Here is a 23510-nt window from a genome sequence, read left to right as displayed (position 1 = left end):
CGCTCAGCTAGAGTAACTGCATCTGAGATTCGTTCAAGGAGGCAGCTCTATGCGTTGGCGCAAATTCTATCTCGTGATGATCGTTATATTGTGGCTTGGTTGGCTCGTGCCACCGCGTGCCACCCACATTGCACCAGTCCAAGCGGCTGAAGCTCAACTCCAAACTAGCCAAGCCAGCAGTAGCGATGCTGGTCAAGCCGCCGGATTCAGCAACAGCTATGCAGCTGTTCCATTGGCGGCAACCCCCAATTTTGCTGGCAATTGGTCGCTTGAAGCCTGGGTTTACCCAACCACAACCTCAGGCTGCCGCAATATTTTGGGCATGAATTATAACAATGGCCTGTGGTTTGGCCTGTGTGGCGGCTTCTTGCGGGCGCATCGCGGCACGGCCACGTTTGCCCAAAGTGCCGCTGCCGTGCCAGCCAACCAATGGTCGCATGTGGCGGTCAGCACCTACTACGATAACGACGGCGAGCAATATATCGCCGAATTTTTTATCAATGGCGAGCGCGAGGGTTTTTATCCGCTCGATGGTGATGGCACGGTTTCAACCGCCCGCGAACTGCGGATTGGCAACGATGCAGGCGATTTTTGGCTGGGGCAGTTGGCCGAAATTCGGGTGTGGAATTATAGTCGAGGTGAATACAACATTCGGCGCGATATGCACTCGACGCTTGATCAAGCTCCAGCTGGTTTGCTGGCGCAATGGCATTTAACCAATGGCTCGTTGCGCGATAGCATCAGCGATGTGGCGGCAGTGGCCCAAGGCTCAATCAGTTTTTCGGGCTTTGTCTCGCCTGCCTTGCCCGCAACCACGCCAGTTGATCAATATTTTAATAGCTTGGAGCTTCGCAGCTACGGCGCGACCAGCGTTTATCTGCCTAGTAGCGATGAGGCGTTGTTGATTGGCGGCTATCGCGAAGGCTCAGTGAGCGCCACAATTCATGCGATTAACGCTGGCGATGGCAGTAGCCAAATTCGCGGCAACTTGCCAGTGCCGTTGGCCTTGACCAGCGCGGCCTATGCCGAATCCAACAATACGGTCTATGTTTTTGGGGGCAGCCTCGACAACCAACATGCCACCGTCGATACAATTTATGCGCTCAATCCACAAACTGGCGAGGTACGCACCCTCGCCGCCCGCTTGCCGCAGGCGCTTGATCTCGCGGCGGTGGTCTATCATCCAATTCTCAACAAAATTGTTATTTTAGGTGGTTATACCCCGGCGCTTGGCCCGCTCGATCAGATTGTGGTGTTTGATGTAGCTACTGAATCAATTTCTATATCAGCTAGTATTCTGCCAGACAGAATTTATGCTGCAAATGCCGTTTATTCTAGCGCAACCCAAAATATCTATTTAATTGGCGGAACTAACGCAAGCGCTAATTTCGCTACGATTACTGAATTGGTGCTTAATGCTGATTCAAGCGTTAGCGCGACAGTGCTGGCTGCCCAATTGCCCAAGCCTGATACAGCCTTAGTAAGTTTTGAAGATCCAATCAGCAAATTGATTTATGTGATGAATGGACGGGCAACCAATCGGGTTGTGGCGTTTGATCCCCAAACTGCGCAAGTTTGGCGCACGCCCTTAGAATTACCGACCAATAGTGTTAACACGGCAGCAGCCTATTTGCCAGCAGGCTCGAAAATCCAACCATTTGCCAGCGCGATCTATTCGCCACGCCAGCGCCATGCCCTGATTCTGGGCGGCGGCGAGTTTGGCGGCTTCGGCACCAATAGCATTTGGCGCATTTATTTGGGCGATGGGCCGTTGGTGCAGCTAGGGCGTTGGGATTTCCAAGGCTTTGCGGGCGGCACGGTTCAATCGATTGATGGTGATGGAGCCAATTTGTTGGTTGGCAATAGCGATGGTATGTGGCATTTCAGCGAATCAGCCAGCATCCCAACCAATGCCCCAACCCAGCAATTTTACCCAGCCACTGCCGCCGTTGGCAGCGTTAACTGGGATACATTCAACAGCGTGGCCTATTTTGGCGCAGGCAAAAACGTCTATCGCGGCCAAAACGGCGGTTCTACGCTGATCTACGATGGCAGTTGGATGGCCAATGGTACGGTGAAGGCACTGCATACTTTGGCGAATGGCTTGCCAGCGATTGGGCGCGACACGATTGGCAGCACAGCAATCGCCTCGTATCAAGTGCCCAATGGCTCGTTGGGTAACTACACCTACCAAAATGTTGGGCCTGGCTGCTCGCAAACTACCTCAATTCGCACCAGCCCGCGCTCAACTCCACTCTTTCTAGAATATTGGGCGATTAACCAGTTGGTCAATAATTGTGGCCCGCATCGCCAGAATTTTGGCGCACAGCTGCCACCCGAAGATTATTACCCACGGCTGTATCGCGTGCGTAAGCTTGCCGCAGCCAACACGAGTTGGGCGGTGGTTGATTTTGGGGTCTTGTGTAATGCCTTGCCATTTCAGGCTCGCACCATGGCAATTGGCCAAAATGGCGATTTATGGGTTGCTGGCGATACGGGCGTTTGTCGCTATCCAGCCGCCAATTTGCCCGATAGTGCCAACCCAGTTTTCAATATTTTCGATCTGCCCTATGCCAACAACGCCCATCAGGTCGATGTTGATGCTGATGGCCGCATTTGGTTTAGCAGCGACAATGGCCTAAGTGCTTTTGAAGTGCGCCGCGATGGTCAAGCCCCGGTTGCCAGCCTTCGTGCCAGCGATTTTACCCATCTAAACGCCCCAATTGGCGCAAAAACAGGCTTGAGTGGGCTGGCTGCGCTGAGTGCGGTTGGCGAAAAAGTTTATACGGCCCGCAACAATATGCTCTATAGCCATGCCCCGCGCTGGAATCAATTTGATATGGGTGCTGAAATTGAGCGTTTATGGACGGTGCGTGGGCGCTTGTTTGCCGCAACCGCCACGATGCTGCATGTGCTTGAGCCAGATGGCCTGACGTGGCGACATTATGCCGTGACTGCCTATGATGTTGAAGCCGACCACCAAGGCCGAATTTGGGTCGCGCATAGCAACGGCGTTCAGCTTTGGCAGCCAACCGCAGCTTGGCAGGATGTAGCAAATCTCAGCCTGAGCGAACCTGTCTATAGCCTTGCCGCTGATGCTACTGGCCGCATGTGGCTGGGCTTGGGCGATGGCGTAGGCTTGTATGATCGTGGGCGCTTGGTAACTCGCTTGGCGTTGCCATTGGTTGGAACTCACGCAACCAGCTTATTGGTTGGCATTGATAACGCCTTGTGGGCAGGAACGAGTAATGGGATAGCCCGTTTCGATGCAGTTACGGCCACATGGCAGGAGTTTAGCGTAGCCAATGGTGGCTTGCCAGCCAGCGATACAATTACTGATCTGTTGGAACGCCCTGATGGCAGCATTATTGCCAGCACAACCACTGGCTTGGTGCGTAAATCGCTGACAGCCAATAGTTTTGTTGCGGTTGCGGGGAGCACTCGCCCTGCACGATTAGCCAACGACGAACGCGGGCGTTTGTGGGCGGGAGCCAGCGTCGAAACCCAAGCCAACGTTTGGCAATGGTTTTATTGGGCCAACAGTGGCATTCGTTCGAACAACGTGCGAGCAATCGCCGCCGATCAGAGCGATCGGGTTTGGTTTGCCCATCCTGATGGTGGCATTAGCGTGCGTGGAGCATTCTTGCCACCGTTGGCCGAAGAAATTCCAGTCATCAGCCAGATTACCCCAACCAGCGCGGCCTATGGTCAGGTCGTTGAGATTATTGGCTCGGGTTTTGGCAACGACCTGAATTTAGATGTTCAGATTGGTGGAGCCACTCCATCATTAATTTCAGTCTCGCCGACGCTGATTCGCGTGGCGATTACTAAACATAATCTGAGTGGCACGGTGAATGTGCGGCGTGGCTTGCGACGAGCGAGCCTTGGCACAAGCAGCAATCCAGCGTTTTGTGCCATTCCAACAATTAAACATATTTTCCCGACTGGTACAAATGTTGGTGGCATTATCACAATCAACGGCTCTAATTTTGATCCCAATGCGATGATTAGTATGGGAACTGGCACGCCACGCCGTGGAGTGCAAAGCTCGATCGCCGCGCAGCATCAGGTAACCAGCGGCGATACATCGGGCAACTTATTGGTGCAAAATAGCTGTGCTGGTATGCAAGCTCAGGTTGGCGATGTGCGCCGAATTAACCTGGGAATTAATCAGGTGCAATTAAATCAAGGCTATCTCGGCTTTGCCCCGCTGGACAGTAATAACCCTCAGCGCCAAAAATTATGGTCGAATAACGCCACCATGGCTTCGGTGTTTGTGCATACCAGCCAAGCTTTGCGTCCAACCGATCGCTTGATGCTTGATCAAGTACTGGTGCGCATGGGACAGACTGGCCAGCCGAATCGGCGCGATTATGCTGTGCCAGTTTCGTATAGCGCCTTGCCAACTACGGTTGGGCTACCGCCAGCCGCTACGTATCGCGATGTGGCGAATGCGCTGAATGTGCCAAATATTATTTATCCCGCTGATGGCCCGACCACAGTTGATGTGTTGCTCAAGAATGGTAGTGCCATTGCGACGAGTACCAGTTTTGAGGTCGATGTTACCCCAACTGATCCCATTCGCTTGCTGTTGGTGCCGGTTGTGCCCGACGCAATGAGTGCTAGCGCGATTAAGCAATGGCTCGACGCAATCGAACCAAACATGGCGGATTTTCGCTGGCGGGTGTTTCCTGGTGGCATTGCTCCAATCCGGTCGAGTATTACGATTCCGTCAACTGCGATTAGTGAATCTGGGATGTTTAAGGTTGAAGATGGCGATGCCTTTGACGAATTTGGTATGCAGCTTGAAAATAGCCGTTTACGCTATAACGCCTTAAACAAGGATCGGATTATGGTCGCGATGGGCGTGATACATCCAAGCGTGGTTGATCCTGAGAGTAAAGCCGCTGGGATGGGACGGCTAGGCCAAAATGGCGATTGGTCGCCAGACCCTGAGTGTGAAAACGCTGGTTATTATCTTAGCCAAGCAGGGCAAGACGATTGTAATGATGAAGATCCGCGCTTTTTGGGCTGGGGGGTTGGCGATGGCAATATTGGCAAAACGCTAGCCCACGAGCTAGGCCATATGATGGGGATGGTTGAGGAAGATCAGCCTACCTATATCGATTATGGCATGCCTGGAGGTGATAATCACTCCAAGACGAGCGAGCTACGCTACATCACCAGTCTTTTGCCATCAAATTGTGGCGGCGTTGATCCGGCGATCTTTTCAGCGGATTTGACCTTGGTGCGCCAACCAGGTGTCAGTGAGCCGATGGTCAATCCAATTACTGGAGCACAATTGCCCAATGTTTTGGATGGAACCAGCGAATCATCGGTGAATCGGCCCAAGGCTATTTTGAGTTATGCCTGTAATCGTGGCAATGCTAATAGCTTTTTCGAGCCAACCGATATTAGTTTTATGCGCCGCGAACGTTTCGGCGTGCTCCGCCCGCTGTATGAATTTGCCCCTGAGCGTGAACGGTTGGCAACGCCCAACGACGAGCCAGAACGTTTACACATCGCAGGCAGTATTTCACCAATTGCTGGAGCAATCGCTGGCACAATTGACCATGTTGAATTAAAGCCCGCTACCAGTGCCAAAAGCCTCGATTATCAAACCAATTATCAGTTGGTGCAATACGATGCTGAGGGCAACGAACTTGCGCGACGCGGTGTACTGGCAACCTTCCATGTGCCGCCGCATAACCACGAGCCTGGCACGCCAATTATTCACGATCATCCAAATCAACTCAAAGGCTTGTTCTCGGCCACAATTCCCAAGGCCGAGGGCGTGGTGCGGGTTGATTTAGTGCATCAACAAAGCCAATTAGCCACTTGGAGCGCCGGCCCGACTATTCCCAGCGTGAGCATTAGCAGCAATTTGGCGCAGCGCTATCTAGCTGATCAACAAATTGGCTTTGCTTGGCAAGTTACTGATGCCGATGGCGATCCGTTGGCAGTTTCGATTGAATGGAGCGCTGATGATGGCGCAACCTGGCAAGCGATCGCCAGTGCTACAACCAGCGGTAGCCGCGAGATCGATCTGGCCCAGTTGGCTGGTACGAGTAGTGGGCGTTTGCGGGTTTGGGTCAGCGATGGCTTGCATGCTAACAGTGCTACCAGCGAATTGTTGAGCATCGCCGATCAAGCGCCGAGTGCGGCGATTATTGCGCCAAGTGCGAACGCCCAGTTGCTCGAAAACCAAGCGATCAGCTTCTTGGGCATGGCCAACGATCCGCAAACTGGCGTATTGAGCACGAGTGCTAGTTTGCATTGGTTTAGCGACCGCGACGGCGATCTTGGCAGTGGCGCGGAATTGTATCGCCAACTCAGCGTTGGCCAGCATACAATTAGCCTGACCGCGATCAATCCGGCTGGCCTGCAAACCGTTAGCACTACCACGATCGAAGTGCTGGCCGATTACGATGGCGATGGCTTGCGCGATCAACAGGAGCTTGATTTAGGCCTGAATTTGCTGAACGATCACGATGCCTTGGGCGATGCTGATGGTGATGGCTTGAGCTATCGAGTCGAACTAGTGCGCCAGACTGATCCGAACAATCCGGATACTGATGGCGATGGTCGCTCTGATGCTAGCGAAGTTGAGGATGGTGGCGATCCCTTGACGAGCGATGGAGCGCCCGTTGATCAATTGCATATTTGGCCGCCAAGCCTTGAATTTGAGGTCGATTTGGCCCAAGATATTCAGTTGCCCCAACGCGCCTTAACCTTGCTGAGTCGAGCGGGAACCGATGTAACCCTCTCCAGCGATGCTGCTTGGCTTGATCTCAGCCAAGTCAGTGGCACAACGCCACTGGCGATCACGGCGGTGCTGAACCCAAGCTTATTGCGCAACGGCAGCCAAACCGCCAACATTAGCATAAACTCAAGCCTTGGCAATTTCAGCATTCCAGTCACGGTTAATGCTAGCAACAAAGCCGATTTCTGCGATGCCAATGGCACTGGCGGCCTGACCGCAGCAGATGTGGCGGCAGTGCAGGCCTTGGTTGGGGCTAGTGTTGGTGATGAATTGTATGATTATCGCGCTGATATTAATCGTGATGGCACGATTGACCAAAGCGATGTCAATGCGCTCAACAGTTGTATTCAAGAACTGAGCAACGCAACGCCGCATATCATCTATCTGCCAGCAATTCAGCGCCACTGGTAATTGGCATGCCCTCACCCCCTAGCCCCCTCTCCCGCACGCGAGGCGAGGCGAGGGGGAAACCATCCTTTGGAACGCCCCTCTCCCGCCGCAGTGGGAGAGGGGTTGGGGTGAGGGAACTTAAACCTACCCTTGGAACGCCCCTCTCCCGCACGCGAGGCGAGGGGGAAACCATCCCTCATGATCATTAGAACGCCCCTCTCCCGCCGCCGTGGGAGAGGGGTTGGGGTGAGGTGTGGGTTGGCTTTAAGCCGTATTGGCTGTTAAATAATCTTGGAGCCAGCCTGCGACATTATCTTGATACTCTTGCGTTTGAGCTGGATCGAGGCCGTCCAAGGCTTGCCGCCACGAAAGCGCCCGATTGATCATCCCAAGCCGATAGGCAATCTCCACCGCTTGATCAAGCTGCGAGCGCGGCGCAAAGCGTGTCCATGGCTCCAAATAGGCAGCACGCAGCCGTTGTAACTCGGGGCCATGCTCATCGAGCTTGAGCCAATGGGCAGCGGCTCGCAACGTGACTAGCAGCGAAAAAAAGGGATGGCTCACGCTGCAATCGCTCCAATCGGTAAAGGTATAGCCGCGCTCGCCGTAAAGCACATTATTTTCATGAATTTCTTCGTGGGTCAGCGTTTCTGGCAAGCCAAATTCGGCTAATTGGGCAGCCTGTGCTTGTACCATTGGCGCTAATGCTTGCAATTGTTGATATTCGCTGCTACTCAAGCCAAGTTCTTGATCAATCAATAAATGCTGGCGATCGTTCAAGAGTTCGCGAAACAACGTTGGGAACTGGCTTAATCGCCGATCGGGAACGCCGAGTGCTAACAAAGCTGGAACCCGTTGAGCGAGGTTTATTTGTAGCTCGCTGTACTGTGGCAACAACGCATACCAATGCTCAAGCTGGGTCAGATTTTGGCCAAGTTGACGTAAGGTTGTGCCAGCATCGGCTGAGAGAATCCAAGCCTGGGTTGGTTCGATCGCTAAAACTGGCACATTGCAATCAGGTTGCCAATCGGCCAAGGCTTGGGTCAAGGCCGCTTCATAGTGGAAGGCTGGAGCTGGCGCTTTGCAATAGACCATACCTTGATTAGTCTGGATTTGGGCAAAGGCCGACCATGGGCGTTGATGTACGAGTTGAATTGGCTCAAGCATGCTGCGTTGATGGCTCGCTAACTGCTGCTCAATCCATGTGCTCAAACGGTCGAACCAATCGGCATGCTCCCAGGGTAATTGATTAATTGGTTGCGACATAACTTACTCCTGCTACGTTTGCCGGGTGTATGTTACCCCAACCAGGATTGAGCGGTATCCAACGGAGGGCCGACAATCGAACTGCCTAGTCGATGTTTTGACGATCTGGGAGCATGGCCTCGCCTTAACAATGGTTGGCTGGAATGCAACGTTGCTATTCATGCCCTCACCCCCTCACCCCCAACCCCTCGCCCACTGCGGCGGGCGAGGGGTTGGGGGTGAGGGAACTTAAAGCCTATCCAAATTTAGCACGATGTATGCTACCATAGCAGGAATCGCCGCACGTTCAAGCAGTTCAGCCAATAGTATCTCGGTATCCTTTGGGGGAGGCCCATAATGGGAAGCAATCTGGATCAGGATGGGGCGCAACCACCTCGCGACGTTCAGCAGACGATTGACAGCTTGCGGGCACAACTCTTAATCTATGAACAAATTTTAGATACACTCCCCGATTTGATTTTATACAAAGGCCCAGGCTCGCATATTCGCTATGCCAATCGCGCTTTTCGCGATTACTATGGCATGGACAAGCAGCAGCTCCAAGATGTGATCGATGCCGATTTCAATCAGCCTGATTATACCCAGCAGTATATTCGTGATGATGCGCAGGTGTTTCAAACTGGTCAAACATTAGTGATCGAGTGCGAGCCAGTCACCCATCATAGCGGTGATGTCCATCTATTTGCGACCACCAAGCATGCAATTCGCAGTCACGAGGGGGAAATCATTGGCACGGTTGGCATCTCACGCGATCTGAGCACAACCAGCGAATCTGCGGCGGTGCGCACTAATAACGAGATTCGTTTGCAGCGGATTATCGACAACGTGCCTGGCATGGTCTATCAATTATTGCTGAATCCCGATACAACCATCAGCTTTCCATTTGTCAGCACAGGCAGTCGCGATCTGTATGCCCACGAGCCAGAAGCGATTATGCATCAGGCCAACATTGTGACGGAGGCGATGCATCCTGCCGACCGTAGCCGTTTTCAGGAAGGAATGTTGGCTTCGGCCCAAAGCCTTACTGCTTGGCATTGGGAAGGCCGGATTGTGATCAATGGCCACGAGCGTTGGTTGCAAAGCGCCTCGCGACCTAGCAAATTGGATAATGGAGCCATTTTGTGGGATGGTGTGTTGCTGGATATTACCCAGCAAAAGCAAGCCGAAGCACTGTTAATCCGCTTTGATAGTATTTTAAGCGCGACCCCTGATCTGGTAATGATTGCTGATGCTGCTGGTCAGATCCAATATCTCAATCCAGCCGCTCGCCACGTTATCCAATCCGAACCAACCACAGCAGCTGAGCCATTAACGTGGCAACAGCTTTACCGCACCGCCCCCGACCAAGCTTGGATTAGCCAAACCTTGCAGCATGCCCAAACCCATGGCTCATGGATGGGCGATTATCATTTGCAAACGGCCCAAGGCAGCCAGCTGCCGCTGCATTATCAAGTGTTGTGTCATTATGATTATGATCAGCAGCCCAGCTTTTTTTCATTGATCGCCCACGATATTCGCGATCAGCAACAGGCTGATGCCGAACGTCAGCGCTTGCACGAAGAAATTATTCGGACTCAACAGCAAGCCTTGATTGATCTTTCAACTCCATTGATCCCAATTGCGGATACGGTTGTGTTGATGCCCTTGATTGGTAGCGTTGATACGGCGCGGGCGCAGCGCTTGATGGAAACCTTGTTGGAAGGCGTGCATACTCACAAAGCCCAGATGGCGATCGTTGATGTGACGGGTGTTCCGATTATGGATACCCAGGTGGCTGGATTACTCATTCGGGCCGCTACAAGTGTACAATTGCTTGGTGCTCAGGTTATTATCACCGGCATTCGCCCCGAGTTGGCCCAAACCCTCGTGACCTTGGGCATTGATTTCCGATCCATCATTACCCAAAGTAGTCTGCAACAAGGCATTACCTATGCAATCCAATCACTAAAATAGCTGTGTTTTGAAGGTTTTCTTGCAAAGGCCTGCGATCAACCATAATCGCAGGCCTTTAATTTAGGCTCCGCTGGGGGCGAAGGTTGCAGCGGATGGTTGGTTGGTGCTCTGCTCGCTCGCTTGGCTGCGACTGATCAGGCTATCGGCGGCATTAATTTGGCTTTCATCGCCAATCAAGCCGAGTAAATCACCTGGCGCGAGGGTCAATTGCGATTCAGGGTTGCTAATCAATTGCTGATCGCGAATGACTGCGATCACGGAAGCACCAGTTTGAGCACGGAAGTTGAGGGCGGCCAAGCTTTGGCCAATCATGGTGCTGCTGGCGGCAATGCCACGCCAAGCAATCTCAAAGCCGCGCACGCTTTGAATCAGTTGTTCAAGGATGAGATGCTCAGTCGGCGTGATATCTGTGTGATATTGATCACGTCGGACGGCATCGGTATAGCCTTGAACTTGAGTTGCAGGATAGCCCAAGCGCAACAAGGTATGCCGAATAATTTCCAAACCACCCTCTAATTCTGGATGAATCACATCTTGTGCGCCCAAATCGGCGAGCCGTTGTACCCCTGAATTGGTTGCCGCCCGTGCAATAATCGGCAAATTTGGTGCGAGATCGCGGGCAGCCGCCACGACTAACTCACTAGCCGCCTCGTTGGGCAAGGTCACCACCAAGGCTTTGGCTTGCTCAAGTTTGGCGTGGGTGAGCACATCGGAGTTGGCTGCATCGCCGATCAACGTTGGAATATGCTTGGTCATAAAATCGTCAGCGCGATGATTGTCGGCTTCGACCACCAAAAAGGGAATTTGCAGCCGATTTAAGACTGTGCCAATGTGCTCGCCAACCCGCCCATAGCCGACGACGACGACATGTTCGGCCTGAGGCAATGTGGTTGGTTGCGGCTCAGTCGTGGCGTGGCGCTCAAAACGTGCCCATAGTTTTGGATAACGCTTGAGCCATGTTTCAACATGCGGAATCGACCAAAACATCACTGGATTGAGCATAATCGAGAACATTGCTCCCGCCAACACCAGCGAATATTGATCTTGGGTCAATACCCCCAAACCAACCCCAGCCTGCCCAACGATAAACGAGAATTCACCAATTTGGCTGAGGCCAGCGGCGACCACAATCATCGTGCGGCCAGTTGAAGGCAGAATCAAGCCCAAAAAGAGCGTGAAAATAGCCTTGCCAATGACGATCAACGCGGTTAAGGCCACGACTTGGCCGATGTGATCCCACAGGTATTGCGGGTTGACCAACATACCCACTGAAACAAAGAAGATCACCGCAAAGATTTCGCGGAAGGGCAGCACTTCATCGCCAACTTGATGGCTAATTTCCGATTCGCCCAGCACTACGCCAGCTAAGAACGCGCCTAGTGCTAATGAAACGCCAAAGGCGGCGGTTGCGGCAAAGGCTGTGCCAAGCGCGACGGCTACGGCTGCCAAAATAAACAGTTCGCGCGAACGTGAATGGGCAATCGAGGTCAGTAGCCATGGCAAGAAACGCCCGCCAACGAACAGAATAATCAATACAAAGGCGGTGGTTTTGAGCAAGGCCAAGCCGCCTGTCACCCACGGATTACCGCCCTCGCTGCCGAACAAGGCTGGTAACAAGACCAAAATCAGCACGGTGGCTAAATCTTCAAGCACCAACCAGCCAACTGCGGTTTGGCCAGCGGGCGTATTGAGTTGGCCTGCATCCATCAAGCCACGCAGCAACACCACTGTACTCGCAATTGAAATCGCCAAGCCGACGACCAAACCTGCGGCGGTTGTCCAACCCCACAAACGAGTTAGCCCAAAGCCCAAGCCAGTCGCCAAGAGCATTTGCAGGGCTGCTCCTGGAATCGCCACCTTGCGCACCGACCAAAGATCCTTGAGCGAGAAGTGTAAACCAACCCCAAACATGAGGAAGATTACGCCAATTTCTGCAAGCTGGCTAATATCGCCAATATCGCCGACGAAGCCAGGCGTAAATGGCCCGATCAGCATTCCCGCTAAAAGATAGCCGACAATTGTGGGTAGACCTAAGCGGCGAGCCAGCAAACCGCCAGCGAAAGCCACGACCAACGCGACCGAAATATTGGTGATCAACGATATATCATGGGGCATCGGCACCTCCTGAATGAGTTGTTGTGGTTAAGAATGTTAGAATAGACGCTAATTTGGCCAAGGTTCCGCCACAGCCGAAGCGCTGATCAGACTGGCACTATTTGATGAATCTGTTTCTATCAGTAGAATAAGGAGCTTTATGGTCGTTGTCAAGTTCAATCTGCTTGAAAATATTTTTTTGTTATTATAGTTTTATGCCGAAAAATAAAGCCTGTATTTATAAAAATCATCAAGTAACTTGAAGAATAAGGATAATTATGCAGCGGCATTATATTGATCGACTGGTCGAAGATTTATTCACACTTGCGCCTCAACTGCATCGTTTGGTTGATCTTGAGGTGCGGCGGCAGCTCGATGGGGCTACCAGCGCCGCCCAATTGCGCATGTTGAACGAGCTTCAGCATGGCCCACAATCGCTGAGTAGTTTGGCGCGTCAACAGCATGTTAGCCCGCAAGCGATCAGCGAACTGCTGCCAGCACTGGTTGAGCGCGGTTGGATCGAGCGCATTCCCCACCCCCAAGATCGGCGACAACAGCTTTTACAATTAACCAACGCAGGCTTGGATGCAGTTCGTCAAGCCCAAACTCAAGCCCACAAACAGCTGACAGCCCATGTTGCAAGTTTGAGTGAAGTCGAATTAAGCATCGTCGCGGCGGCTTTGCCGGCCTTGCAGCGCTTGCTCGATTTGGCTAAATGCGCCGATGAGTAGTCAGGGATCAGGATTCAGGGACTAGGGGTCAGAAGTTTAGACCTTAACGCAGAGGCGCAGAGCGACCGAAAGGATGAGGGATGAGGAATGAAAACTTTCGTGCAATTCGTGTAATTCGTGGCTAAAAATAACATGGATCAAGAACTGATTGACAATCAATATACTTAATTCTATACTCATAGCAAAATGAATGAATGTTCATTCATTTTATAGGAACCTGTATGGCAACCCAAAACCCTGAAGCATCGCTCAACCAACGCCGCCGAAGCCAAATTCTTGATGCTGCTGCCCAGGTGTTTGCTCAGCAAGGCTTTCATCAAACCACGATTCGCCAAGTTGCCAAGGCCGCAGGCATTGCTGATGGCACAATTTATCTCTATTTTGCCAGCAAGCACGAGTTACTACTAGGGATTTTGGAGCGTTTGAACGATCGCGAACAACGAGAAATTGATTTCACCCAAGCTCTGGATAGTCGGCCCAGTGGTTTTATTGCCAGCTATTTCGAAGAACGGGTGGGGCGGCTGATGGAGCAAATGACTGATTTGCAGGCAGCTCTGCCAGCGGTGCTGAGCGATGTAAGTCTGCGCGAGCGGTATTTTCGCGAAATTTTTGGCCCAACCTTTGAGCTTGCCAATCCAGTTGTCCAGTTATGGATTGATCAGGGGATTTTGCGGCCAGCCCAAGCTGAATTATTGACCCGCTCGCTGGCAAGCAGCATCCTTGGTTTGGTGCTCTTGCGCATGTTGGGCGATGAGGTTGCCATCAATCAATGGCCTGAATTAGCTCGTACCACCATCAATTTGGTGTTGTATGGCATTCTCCAGGAGCCGCCACATGAGTAGTGTATCGCGTGAAACCAAGCCCACTCAACCAGTCTTGAATTTGACTGATCGCCAATTCAAGGCTGATCCGTTTAGTATTTATGCTCAGTTACGCCGTGATAATCCAGTTGCTAAAGCTAAACTTGGCTCGCTGCCGACATGGATTGTTACCCGCTACGATGATGTCGTTGAAATTTTGAAAAACGATCGGGTCTTTGTCAAAAACTATAAGAATGCCCAATCGTTGGAGCAACAACGCAAACGCCCATGGATGCCCGCATCGCTTCGAGCGCTCGAAAGCAATATGCTCGATCAAGATAACCCTGACCATCTGCGCTTACGTTCATTGGTCCACAAAGCTTTTACCCCTCAGCGCATGGAAGAAATGCGGCCACGCATTCAGTCAATTGCTGAATCATTATTAATCAGCAGCCAACAACGTGGTCGCGGCGATTTGATTGCCGATTTTGCCTTGCCCCTGCCTTTGACCGTGATCGTCGAATTGCTTGGCATTCCAACTGAGGATCGCCAAAAATTTCATCGTTGGGCCAAATATGTACTGAACAGCCCAACCATGCTGAATATGCTATTGGCAATTCCGGCAATTATGGCTCAGATGAAATATCTCAAACAACTTTTTGCCAAGCGGCGCAGCAACCCCCAAGACGATTTGCTGACGGCGTTGGTGCAAGCTGAGGCCGATGGTGATCGTTTCAGTGAAGATGAATTAGTCGCCATGGTCTTTTTGCTGATGCTCGCAGGCCACGAAACCACGGTCAATCTGATTTCATCGGGAACCCTAGCGTTATTGCAGCATCCTGAGCAGTTGGCCTTGTTGCGACGTTCGCCAGAGTTGATCAAATCGGCAGTTGAGGAATTGGTGCGGTTTACTGCGCCAGTTGAAACCGCGACCGAGCGCTACGCTGCTGAAGATGTGATTATTGCCGACACCAAGATTGCCAAAGGCGAAATGGTTTTGGTCGCGCTGGCCTCAGCCAATCGGGATGAACGCCAATTTACTAACCCTGATCAACTCGACATAACCCGAGAAAAGAATCGCCATGTTGGTTTTGGTTTGGGCATTCACTATTGCTTAGGTGCGCCTTTAGCCCGCATGGAAGCCCAAATTGGCCTGCAATTATTGACTGATCTGCGCCCAAACTTGCGCTTAGCCGTGCCCGCTGAGCAGTTGCGTTGGCGTTCGACCGCAGTTGTGCGCGGCCTCGAAGCCTTGCCTGTGGAGTGGTAAGTTCTGGTTGGGGTATGGCGAGCATAATGGAATGGCTCGCCATACCCTTATTATAGAATTTGCCGATTAAATTCAATTCAATGTCTCAAAACTTAGCGGTTTATCAGTGAAAAACGTCTGGAGAGCAGTCAATGCCATACTGTTAGTACAATGATCGGAATTCCATCGAAATTTTCCCATTCTTCGGCAACATAGCAATATCCCCCTGGGAATGAGTCATACCGAATCCACACGGCAGCATCCTCTGGTTCAATAAGACGATCTCGAATCTCGGTTTTCCACCATATATAACACATGTCCAACGGAATCCAGGATGGTTTATCGCCTACGTTCGCAATCATAAACCATACAAGTCCACGACGAAGCAATTCAATAATCGCTTTACGTCCGCGCGAACCATGATTTATCGTGCTGACTACACCCGTAGTATTCCACAACTCACTTAATGGCATCTGGCGAATCAGTCTTTGATCGAAGTTCATCTTTGTTCCAACCATTTCTATCTTTGGTTGTAGGAAGTACAGAGAAAATTTAATTGATAATGTGTAATATTAAGATTATAGTTCTTTACCCCTAGCCTCCTTTCATATGAACCATTACTACATTTATGGAATAGCCACTCTCAGAAAGAGTGACTATTCCATAATATAAATCCTTTAATATTTTCTTTATTAATTGTCTCGAGTACTAATTTAAATAATTTTCATAATTATTTTCTCCAACGTAAGTGTAGGTTGATAAGTACATCGCCTGTCTTGGGATCTAGTTTTTCCAAATGAATGTGTGGGCCTTGGTTATCACCTGCTAAATCTCCTGGTTTTGCACGATATTGCCATGTACCATCCCTGCGCCGTAGCTTATTTGGTTCAATTTCAACAGGATTATGTCCCATTTTTTGACGTGCCATTTGGCGTGCCTGCGCTTGAGTATCATACCAAATAGAGTCATTTTTGGTTTGGTTAGTTGGTTTATCGACAGGATATTCGACACCATCAATACAAACATTATGGACTAACCAGCGACCATCACCAACAAAGAAGGTATGAGCTTCGGCAACCGTAAGGTTGTACATAAAGCGTTGGTCGCCACGTAGGCGCAACGCGGTGATTTTTCCCCACTCGCCATCAGCGCTGGCAACCCAGTCGCTAAGTTCAAGGTTTTCAGCATCTGTCCAGCCATCGGCGGTGAAGAAGGGATGCTCGGGAGTTGTGTTGATCCATTCATTGTCAATGGCAACGTCAACTAAGACTGGATCACTATGCACAAAGCTGGCGGTAACGGTGTAGTAGTCAGTTGTGCCAGTAGCTTCGTCGTAGGCTAAGACCAGATCGCCAACTTGAATCGTGGCAATTGGAACCAGCCCTTCATCGGTCGCAACCAACGTTGTCGCATCAAAGCTACAAGATTCTCCGACTTTGGGTGATATGCTTGGGGCTGGATTGTCAACATCGACATCGGGGTCATTACTAGGTTTTGGCGATTTCGCTGGAGCCGGATCATCAACATCGGTCGATGGATTATTCTGCCGTGGTGTAGATGGGACTACCGGGACATCGGCAAGCCCTGGGCTTATCGAGTCAATTGGATCAAGATGATTGCCATCAGCAAGATTTGTTTCAATGAAATAGTTGAGATATGCCTCATCACCCAAGGCATCCATCGCATCTTCGATACTATCATAGCGATGCAATGGAACCGATGGCAGCCGATCATGGTAAAAGTGTTCTGACCATGTTTCGGCATTTGACCATAGATTCTCTAAGGCTCCGTATTGTTGGATCGAACAACCCCATAAGAAGTTCTTGAGATAGTAGATGAAATCGAGGGATGAGCGAGTCGCATGGGCATAGTTATCGAAGACCGTTGCATCACCCATCCGATCAAATGGATGATTGATCAACGCCCCTACAAACCCTGAATAGGTTACATCATACAGATCAACATATTGATGCCATTGATCGCGGGTTACCCCTGCTGGTTGACAGCCTTCACAGGTGCGCCCGGTTGGGTCGCTATTAGTGGTTGGGTTATTGCCTGCGTAGATGTAGGGATGTTGTGATTGAGGTTGATTGGCGAAACCAGCAAATGGATCTTTGCTCAACAAGGTTCCGCTAGCAGGGTTGTACCAGCGTGCCCGTAAGAACACCAAGCCTGTGTCACGGTCGGTGTATTCGCCGGTGTAGCGAATTGACGATGGTGCTAGGGTTTGGCCTGCCGCAGGCACAAAATTGCCCCAAGCATCACTATCTTGTTTAGTGCGTGCGCCATTGCTAGCATTCACCAACATCCGTACTGTGCTTTGGTTATCACTAATTAGGAAGAGCTTCCCATTGGTTTGTGGTGCGCCATTAAAGGTTGCTTCCGATTGAATGATATCGCCACCAAGCCCGGTGATATAGGTGGTATACAGCGTATCGGTTGGTTGGATCGTATGAATCCGAAGGATGCTACTTAATGACGTTCCAACCCGATCGTAATTAAAGGCTTGCGTCCGCGTGCCATTGACGAACCGGCTGGTCAGCGTTTCCTCATGGTAGCGATAACTATAGACATTCGCTCCCTTGATGACGCTCTTGAGGCGGTTGAAGCCATCATAACTAAAGACATTTTGGCCGTCACCAGTGACATTGCCATACACATCATAGGCGAATCCTACTCGCTCATTGGCGGCATTGTAACTGGAGTTTTGGCTGTTAACTTTAATCCGATTACCAGCTGCATCAAAGCGAAAAGTGGTGGTTGTGCCACTGGCATTTTCGCTGATCAGGCGATTGAGTTTGTCGTAGGTATAGCTATGCGTTTCATTGGTTGTGGCTGTGCCCGCGCTATTGAGTTGGGTTTCGGTAAAACTCGTTGGCTGATCAGCGCGATCATAGGCATAGGTGAATTGCGCCAACTGAGGTGCTGTTGGCGTTGGCATGGCCGCAGCCGTGGTTGCTCCGGTGATGCTGCGACTGGTTACGCGGCCACGGGTATCATAGCCAAGGCTTTCAATCAGTCGATTGTTTCCGGCCTCTAAGCGGGTGATACTTGCTACGCGACCTGTTGACCCCTGATACGCATATTGTGCTAAGGGTGAACCACCTCGAATAACCGAGCTTAAACGTCCAGCGGTATCATAGGAATAGCTTGTTCCCCCGATTGCTGTGGTACGTCCGGCTGCATCATAGCCATAGGTCAGCGTCCAATTGCCTTGAGGATCACCTTCAAGTGATTGGGCGACGCTCGATATCCGATTCAGGACATCATATTTGTAGCTGATGGTGCCTGTTCGTCCGGCGGCGGCATCTTGTGCCGATGCATCATAGACTGATGATAACCGTCCTGCGAGGTCGTAGGTCCATTGTTGAACGGCGGTTGAATCCCAGCCTGTTGCTTGGATTTGATGACCCACCTCATCGTAACTATAGGAGATTGGATTGCCTGTTGCTGGGGCAATGGTTGCTACAGTATCATCTTGGTTATAGGTCAAGAGTGTATGGCGGTTTAAGCCATCGGTTGTGCGCCGTACCCGCCCAAGGCTATCGTAACTCTTGGTGGTACTGTAGCCGCGGGCATCGATCGTTTTGATTAGGTTGCCGACCCGATCATAGCGATATTCGGTGGTTACTTGACAGTCATTCGTATCGCTGGCGGTACATGTGCCAAGATCATTCTCAATAATCCGAATTAAGTTATCGCGTAAGTCATAATCGTAGCGCGTTCGAATATTGAGGCTATTGGTCACGGCAACTTGGCGACCACCAACATCATAGCGGGTGAGGGTGATGATATCGTGGGTGGTGGTATCGGTTGCTGGAACGTAGACCCCATCCTGATAATTGCTCACCGTTTTGATTGTGCGGCCAAGGCCATCAATCATCGCCACACGAACTTGACCATCGGGTGTTTTTGTCCAGCGTGGTCCGCTCAGCGTGATCAATCCAGCTGGATCGATAACTTTGTTGACTTGTCCAAACCCATCGGTTTCGTATTGGGTTATTTTGCCGGTCGGGTCGGTTTCATTCCAGCGACTGCCGGCAGCATCGAGATAGGTGGTGGTCGATTTGACATTGACTGTTGCGGATGCAGCTTGGCCTGGTTGGCTATTGACAATAGTTTCGACCAACTGTCCAAGCCCATCATAGCTATATTGGGTGGGTGGTCCATTAAAGCCTAACCCACCTATCGCATCAACGCTCAAGGTTTGGCTTAGCCGCCCTAGCTGATCGTAGACCGATAAAGGTGAGGGAAGATTGCGCTGCGAGGTTGTACTGGCACATGTGTTGCGATTGTACGTTGGAACACCGCTGCTGGTGCGACAATTCGTTACGCTGCTGACTGATCGTCCAAGTTGATCATATTCATAGACCGTATATTGATTCCATGCGTCGGTTACTCCAAGCGTTCGTCCAGTTGCTTGATCGTAAATAGTGTTTGCAACGCGGTTAAACTCAGGGTCAGTTGCTCCAGCAACATAATTTGAGATCGTTTGATCCATCCGACCAGCCTGGTCGTAATGGTAGCGTGTAACCACATCCGTGACAACATCAGTGATCTGCCATGGGATAGAACTATCTGGAATCGTGGTATCGCGCACCCCATCGACGAAATTACGAATGGTATGGTCGATCTGTCCACCCTGATCATAGTGGGTAATCGAGATAATATCGGTGTCGTTTGTGCTTGCCCAGGTTGCATTGACTGGATCAACCGTTAGTGGGTCGCCATTTTCATAATTGAGCGTCGTCGTTACTGGACGGCCAAGCTGATCATATTCAAAATGATTCCAACGTCGTAATCCATCGCGTGTCCAAGTAACTTTCCCTGCCCCATCGTAATAGGTATAGGTTGGAACATTGACATCGGGATGATTCGTGTTGAATTGACCCGCATAGATATCAGGTCGGTAATTGTAGGTTGTTGTGACAGGTCGGCTTAATTGATCATACTCGATGCGAGTGACCCGTGAAGTACTGGATTGCCATTGTAAGGTTGCGACATTAAATGTGCCGGTGACAATCCCTGTTTGGGTAATCAGGGTGGTGCGTCCATGCCAATCGTAGCCATACATGGTGACAATATTGGCATCGGGGCGTTGTGGGCTAAAGCTTGGTGGCAGGCTGGTGCTGGAGGTATCAGCAATCGCAATTGCTCCAGTGCTGGGGTTGACCGTATTATCGGCGACCCAACGAACGCGACCTAAAGCATCATAGCTGGTCACGCCACGATAGCGACCATCGGGAGTCTTTGTCCAAATCAATTGCCCTTTGGCATTGTAGCCATACTCGGTCACCACATTTTTACGCGGATCAGTGGTATTGCCCGCCACATAATTGCGGGTGATTTTCGCAATTTGATTATCGGGGCGATACTCGGTAACCGTTGTTGTTGCATTGGGCAGACCATCACCTAGGGTCATATGGGTTTGTCGACCAAGACTATCGTATTGATAGGTGGTCTTTTGAACACTGCTGGTGCCGTATCCCACTTCTGTCGAGGCCACTTGACCAGCAGCGGTATAGGTATAGCGGGTGACAATCCCGTCAGGACTGGTGATCGTTTGCGGTTGCTTGGTTGCCGCGTCATAGGTCCAGGTTTGGGTTGGAACGAGGGTTCCTGTACCGGCTTTGGTCGTGAGCGGCTGATTAGCACTATTATAGGTCGTGTAGGTTTCTAGCCCATTGGTGTTGGTGACAATTGCCGGATAACCAGTGGGCGTATAACTAATCGCAAACGTGCGTTGAGTTGTCCCAAGTATAGCGCCTTCAATTGCGCCTGCATACACTTCAACTGGTTGCCCTTTAGGATTATTATGATGTAGCGCAATGCTTTTATCAGCCTTTACCCCTGCAGTTGGGGCGAGCATTCGGTCATTAGCCACATATTCAAGCAAGGCATCGTTGCGTTCTTGCCAAGCGAATGTCCCATCCGCACGATAATGTGAGCGTTGGACATCAAGCACAATGCCGCCACGACTGACGGTCATGGTCGTGGTTTGGGCTTGATTTGCGCCCGTTCCAGTATAGGTATATGCCCAGACCGTATTATCGGCAGGAGCAGTTTGCTGAGTGACCCGCCCATTGGTATAACTCATCACAAGGTCGGCGGTTGGTAAAGGACTTTTGCTGGTTGCGTTGCGGGTAACGCTGCTCATGAGCAAACTTGTTGGATCATAGGTATAGCGGCTGAGGATGCTTTGGGGCGAGGTAACCCATTCCAAACGGCCTTGGGTATACTCATAGACGGTTGCCTGATTCAAATCATTGAGCAGGCGATACAACCGAACAACACCGCTCGTGGTGGTATATTCAAGCCGCAGCTTGCGTTGGCTCAAATCGTCACGCACTTCGACCGGCAGTCCGGTTTGAATTCCGCTGGTTCCGAGGGTAATCGTTTGGGTGCGGCCATAGACATCGCGTAGTTGGAGGAGACGGCCTTGCAGATCAAAAGTTTTAGCTGATTGATCGGCAGCTTGCAAGGTATAGCTAGTGGCATTTTTGGTCAACGTTAAGCGAATACCACGTGCTGCTACAAAATCATTGCCATGGCGCTTGAAGCGATAGCGATTGCCATCGGCTGCTTCGTAAATGACGGTGTTGGATTCAGCGCCAACTGTTGTTACGCCCGTAATTTCTACCGGCAAAGTCAAGCTTTCGGCATAATTAAAACGCCACCCAAGCCCAAGCGAACTTTGTGGATAGAGGCTACTATTGGCCAAGGTTGAGACGTAGGTACGTTGCAGACTGAGAGCCGTGCCACCGGTGGGAATCTGCTGATCAACCCCATGCTCGATATAGGCTCCCGATAAGGTATTGACCGGATCGCCAACAATCATGGTGCTTTCGCCCGCAGCCGTACATGGGGCACAACTCCCACCATTTTGGTCGGCGGGAATGCGATCCTCAATCGAGGAGAAATTCATTAATTTCCCGTTGCGATAGAATTGAATCGAATCAATCCCTGCTAAATACGGATAATACTGGCTGTCTGCTGATTGAGGCGCAAGGTTAATCCGAATAGTTTTATTGGAGATTTGAGAATATATATTTTGGTTCAGGGTAATCGATCCACTACGCCACGGAATATAGCTATAGGTAGAAAAGCCTGGTATGGGGATGTTTATAGGATTAGTTAGATCTCGCGACAATGTGTCCCAGCCGAACACATCATAGGTAGAACTGTTTGCATCGCTAAAGAATAGGTTGATATGTGAGCCAAAACTATTAGCTGGAGTAGTTCCTGGCCATGAGAATGCCGAATAGCGAAAGTTAATCGTAATCGTATCGTTTGGTTGGAGGGCTGGAAAATTAAAAGCCTTAGTTTGATAAAGAAATTTTTCGTCAATTCCTTGAACTGGTGGTAAATAGCCGTACATGAAGAAGGGATTGCCTGCTCCATCTGCGGGTAAGTATTTACCTGTATTTACTTGATTAATATAGCTGGGGAGAAGTTTTTTTGGATGATCATACGCTGGATCAGGAATGCGTGTCAAAACGTCGCTATCAAGGTAGAATTGGAAATTCGTATAGCGACAGTTATTATATCCCCCTGGCTGAGGGTTGAAACACCCAACATAGATATGAATTGGTTGATTACGAGGGATCGAAGGTCCGATCGTAAAATGCATATCATGAGGATTGCCTTGGGGTGTGGTGAACGCAGCTTTTTGATATATTTGAGGATTATTGACAGATTGGATATAAATAAAACCTATATTCCCGACTGCAACTTCAACATTCACTGTGAAACTATCACGGGGAAGGTTCATGAAAATCCCAGTATCTTCATAATAGCTGAGGTTATCTGAATTATAGTGGGGTTGACCATTAACGATGTAAAGGTCGTTTACCGTTGCTTGGGCTACATAGACTGCCGCATTGGTTGCAGCAACTGGGACTTGGCTGATAGTGTCGCCCGTGAAGGTCAGGTCAATCCCGCTAAACGAATGCTGGGATTCAGCGACGGGTGCGATATTCTGAGCTTCTTCTTTGGGCGTTACTGCTGATTGAGCTGGGGAAGGGCGGTTATTGACGGGTGGTTCATCAAGAATCTCTGGAACACGCTTGGTCAGGGCATCCGATTGTGGAAGCATGGGAATCGCTGATGTTGATTGAAGCGGCAATAACGACACAATTACTATCAGCAAGAGTGCGAGCGGTATCCAACGGCGACGACGAATAGGCAGCATATGACCCTCTTTCCTTCATGGGAAAAATCCGTGCAAAGAGAGAGGATGTATGTATAGAGGTATCCTAGGGGAT

At 50.7% G+C, this 23510-nt stretch carries 9 protein-coding genes; 5 read left to right on the top strand and 4 right to left on the bottom strand.

Annotated features, from left to right (window positions below; genetic code table 11):
* Positions 1–49: 49 nt before the first annotated feature.
* Complete coding sequence (locus DEF47_RS02155) at positions 50–7174, top strand: LamG-like jellyroll fold domain-containing protein (RefSeq protein ID WP_012189507.1); 7125 nt, start codon at positions 50–52, stop codon at positions 7172–7174.
* Positions 7175–7417: 243 nt separating this feature from the next.
* On the opposite strand, the gene DEF47_RS02150 is transcribed toward DEF47_RS02155, so the two are convergent.
* A complete protein-coding gene (locus DEF47_RS02150) occupies positions 7418–8419 on the bottom strand; it encodes a phosphotransferase (protein ID WP_012189508.1) in 1002 nt (333 codons plus the stop codon).
* 336 nt (positions 8420–8755) lie between these two features.
* On the opposite strand from DEF47_RS02150, the gene DEF47_RS02145 reads away from it, so the two are divergent.
* On the top strand, positions 8756–10372 hold the full coding sequence (locus tag DEF47_RS02145) for a PAS domain-containing protein (protein WP_012189509.1): 1617 nt from the start codon (positions 8756–8758) through the stop codon (positions 10370–10372).
* Positions 10373–10432: 60 nt separating this feature from the next.
* On the opposite strand, the gene DEF47_RS02140 is transcribed toward DEF47_RS02145, so the two are convergent.
* The gene (locus DEF47_RS02140; RefSeq protein WP_012189510.1) at positions 10433–12487 is read right to left on the bottom strand and encodes a monovalent cation:proton antiporter family protein; all 2055 of its coding nucleotides are present in this window, start codon (positions 12485–12487) and stop codon (positions 10433–10435) included.
* A gap of 257 nt (positions 12488–12744) precedes the next feature.
* On the opposite strand from DEF47_RS02140, the gene DEF47_RS02135 reads away from it, so the two are divergent.
* From DEF47_RS02135 to DEF47_RS02125, 3 genes are all read left to right on the top strand, one after another.
* Positions 12745–13197 carry a MarR family winged helix-turn-helix transcriptional regulator gene (locus DEF47_RS02135; RefSeq protein ID WP_012189511.1) on the top strand — a complete coding sequence of 151 codons (453 nt, stop codon included), beginning with the start codon at positions 12745–12747 and terminating at the stop codon, positions 13195–13197.
* 221 nt (positions 13198–13418) lie between these two features.
* Positions 13419–14039, top strand: a complete 621-nt coding sequence (locus tag DEF47_RS02130) for a TetR/AcrR family transcriptional regulator (RefSeq protein ID WP_012189512.1) — start codon at positions 13419–13421, stop codon at positions 14037–14039.
* Complete coding sequence (locus tag DEF47_RS02125; protein WP_012189513.1) at positions 14032–15267, top strand: cytochrome P450 family protein; 1236 nt, start codon at positions 14032–14034, stop codon at positions 15265–15267. The genes DEF47_RS02130 and DEF47_RS02125 overlap by 8 nt, the downstream gene beginning before the upstream one ends.
* Before the next feature lie 128 nt (positions 15268–15395).
* Here the strand turns inward: DEF47_RS02125 and DEF47_RS02120 are convergent, their stop codons facing one another.
* Positions 15396–15749: a hypothetical protein gene (locus tag DEF47_RS02120; RefSeq protein ID WP_041304363.1), complete on the bottom strand. Its 354-nt coding sequence runs from the start codon at positions 15747–15749 to the stop codon at positions 15396–15398.
* 227 nt (positions 15750–15976) lie between these two features.
* Positions 15977–22171, bottom strand: coding sequence for a polymorphic toxin-type HINT domain-containing protein (locus DEF47_RS02115; RefSeq protein WP_287044943.1), 6195 nt, complete (start codon positions 22169–22171; stop codon positions 15977–15979).
* Between the last annotated feature and the right edge of the window lie 1339 nt (positions 22172–23510).

It is taken from the genome of Herpetosiphon sp. (assembly GCF_003512625.1).
Taxonomy (GTDB): Bacteria; Chloroflexota; Chloroflexia; order Chloroflexales; family Herpetosiphonaceae; genus Herpetosiphon; species Herpetosiphon aurantiacus.
This window is presented reverse-complemented; position numbering and strand designations above follow the sequence as displayed.

Coding starts and splice junctions, on each gene's coding strand:
- DEF47_RS02115 (WP_287044943.1), bottom strand. CDS start 22,171: ATGAATTTCTCCTCGATTGAGGATCGCATTCCCGCCGACCAAAATGGT.
- DEF47_RS02135 (WP_012189511.1), top strand. CDS start 12,745: ATGCAGCGGCATTATATTGATCGACTGGTCGAAGATTTATTCACACTT.
- DEF47_RS02150 (WP_012189508.1), bottom strand. CDS start 8,419: ATGTCGCAACCAATTAATCAATTACCCTGGGAGCATGCCGATTGGTTC.
- DEF47_RS02155 (WP_012189507.1), top strand. CDS start 50: ATGCGTTGGCGCAAATTCTATCTCGTGATGATCGTTATATTGTGGCTT.
- DEF47_RS02125 (WP_012189513.1), top strand. CDS start 14,032: ATGAGTAGTGTATCGCGTGAAACCAAGCCCACTCAACCAGTCTTGAAT.
- DEF47_RS02130 (WP_012189512.1), top strand. CDS start 13,419: ATGGCAACCCAAAACCCTGAAGCATCGCTCAACCAACGCCGCCGAAGC.
- DEF47_RS02145 (WP_012189509.1), top strand. CDS start 8,756: ATGGGAAGCAATCTGGATCAGGATGGGGCGCAACCACCTCGCGACGTT.
- DEF47_RS02120 (WP_041304363.1), bottom strand. CDS start 15,749: ATGAACTTCGATCAAAGACTGATTCGCCAGATGCCATTAAGTGAGTTG.
- DEF47_RS02140 (WP_012189510.1), bottom strand. CDS start 12,487: ATGCCCCATGATATATCGTTGATCACCAATATTTCGGTCGCGTTGGTC.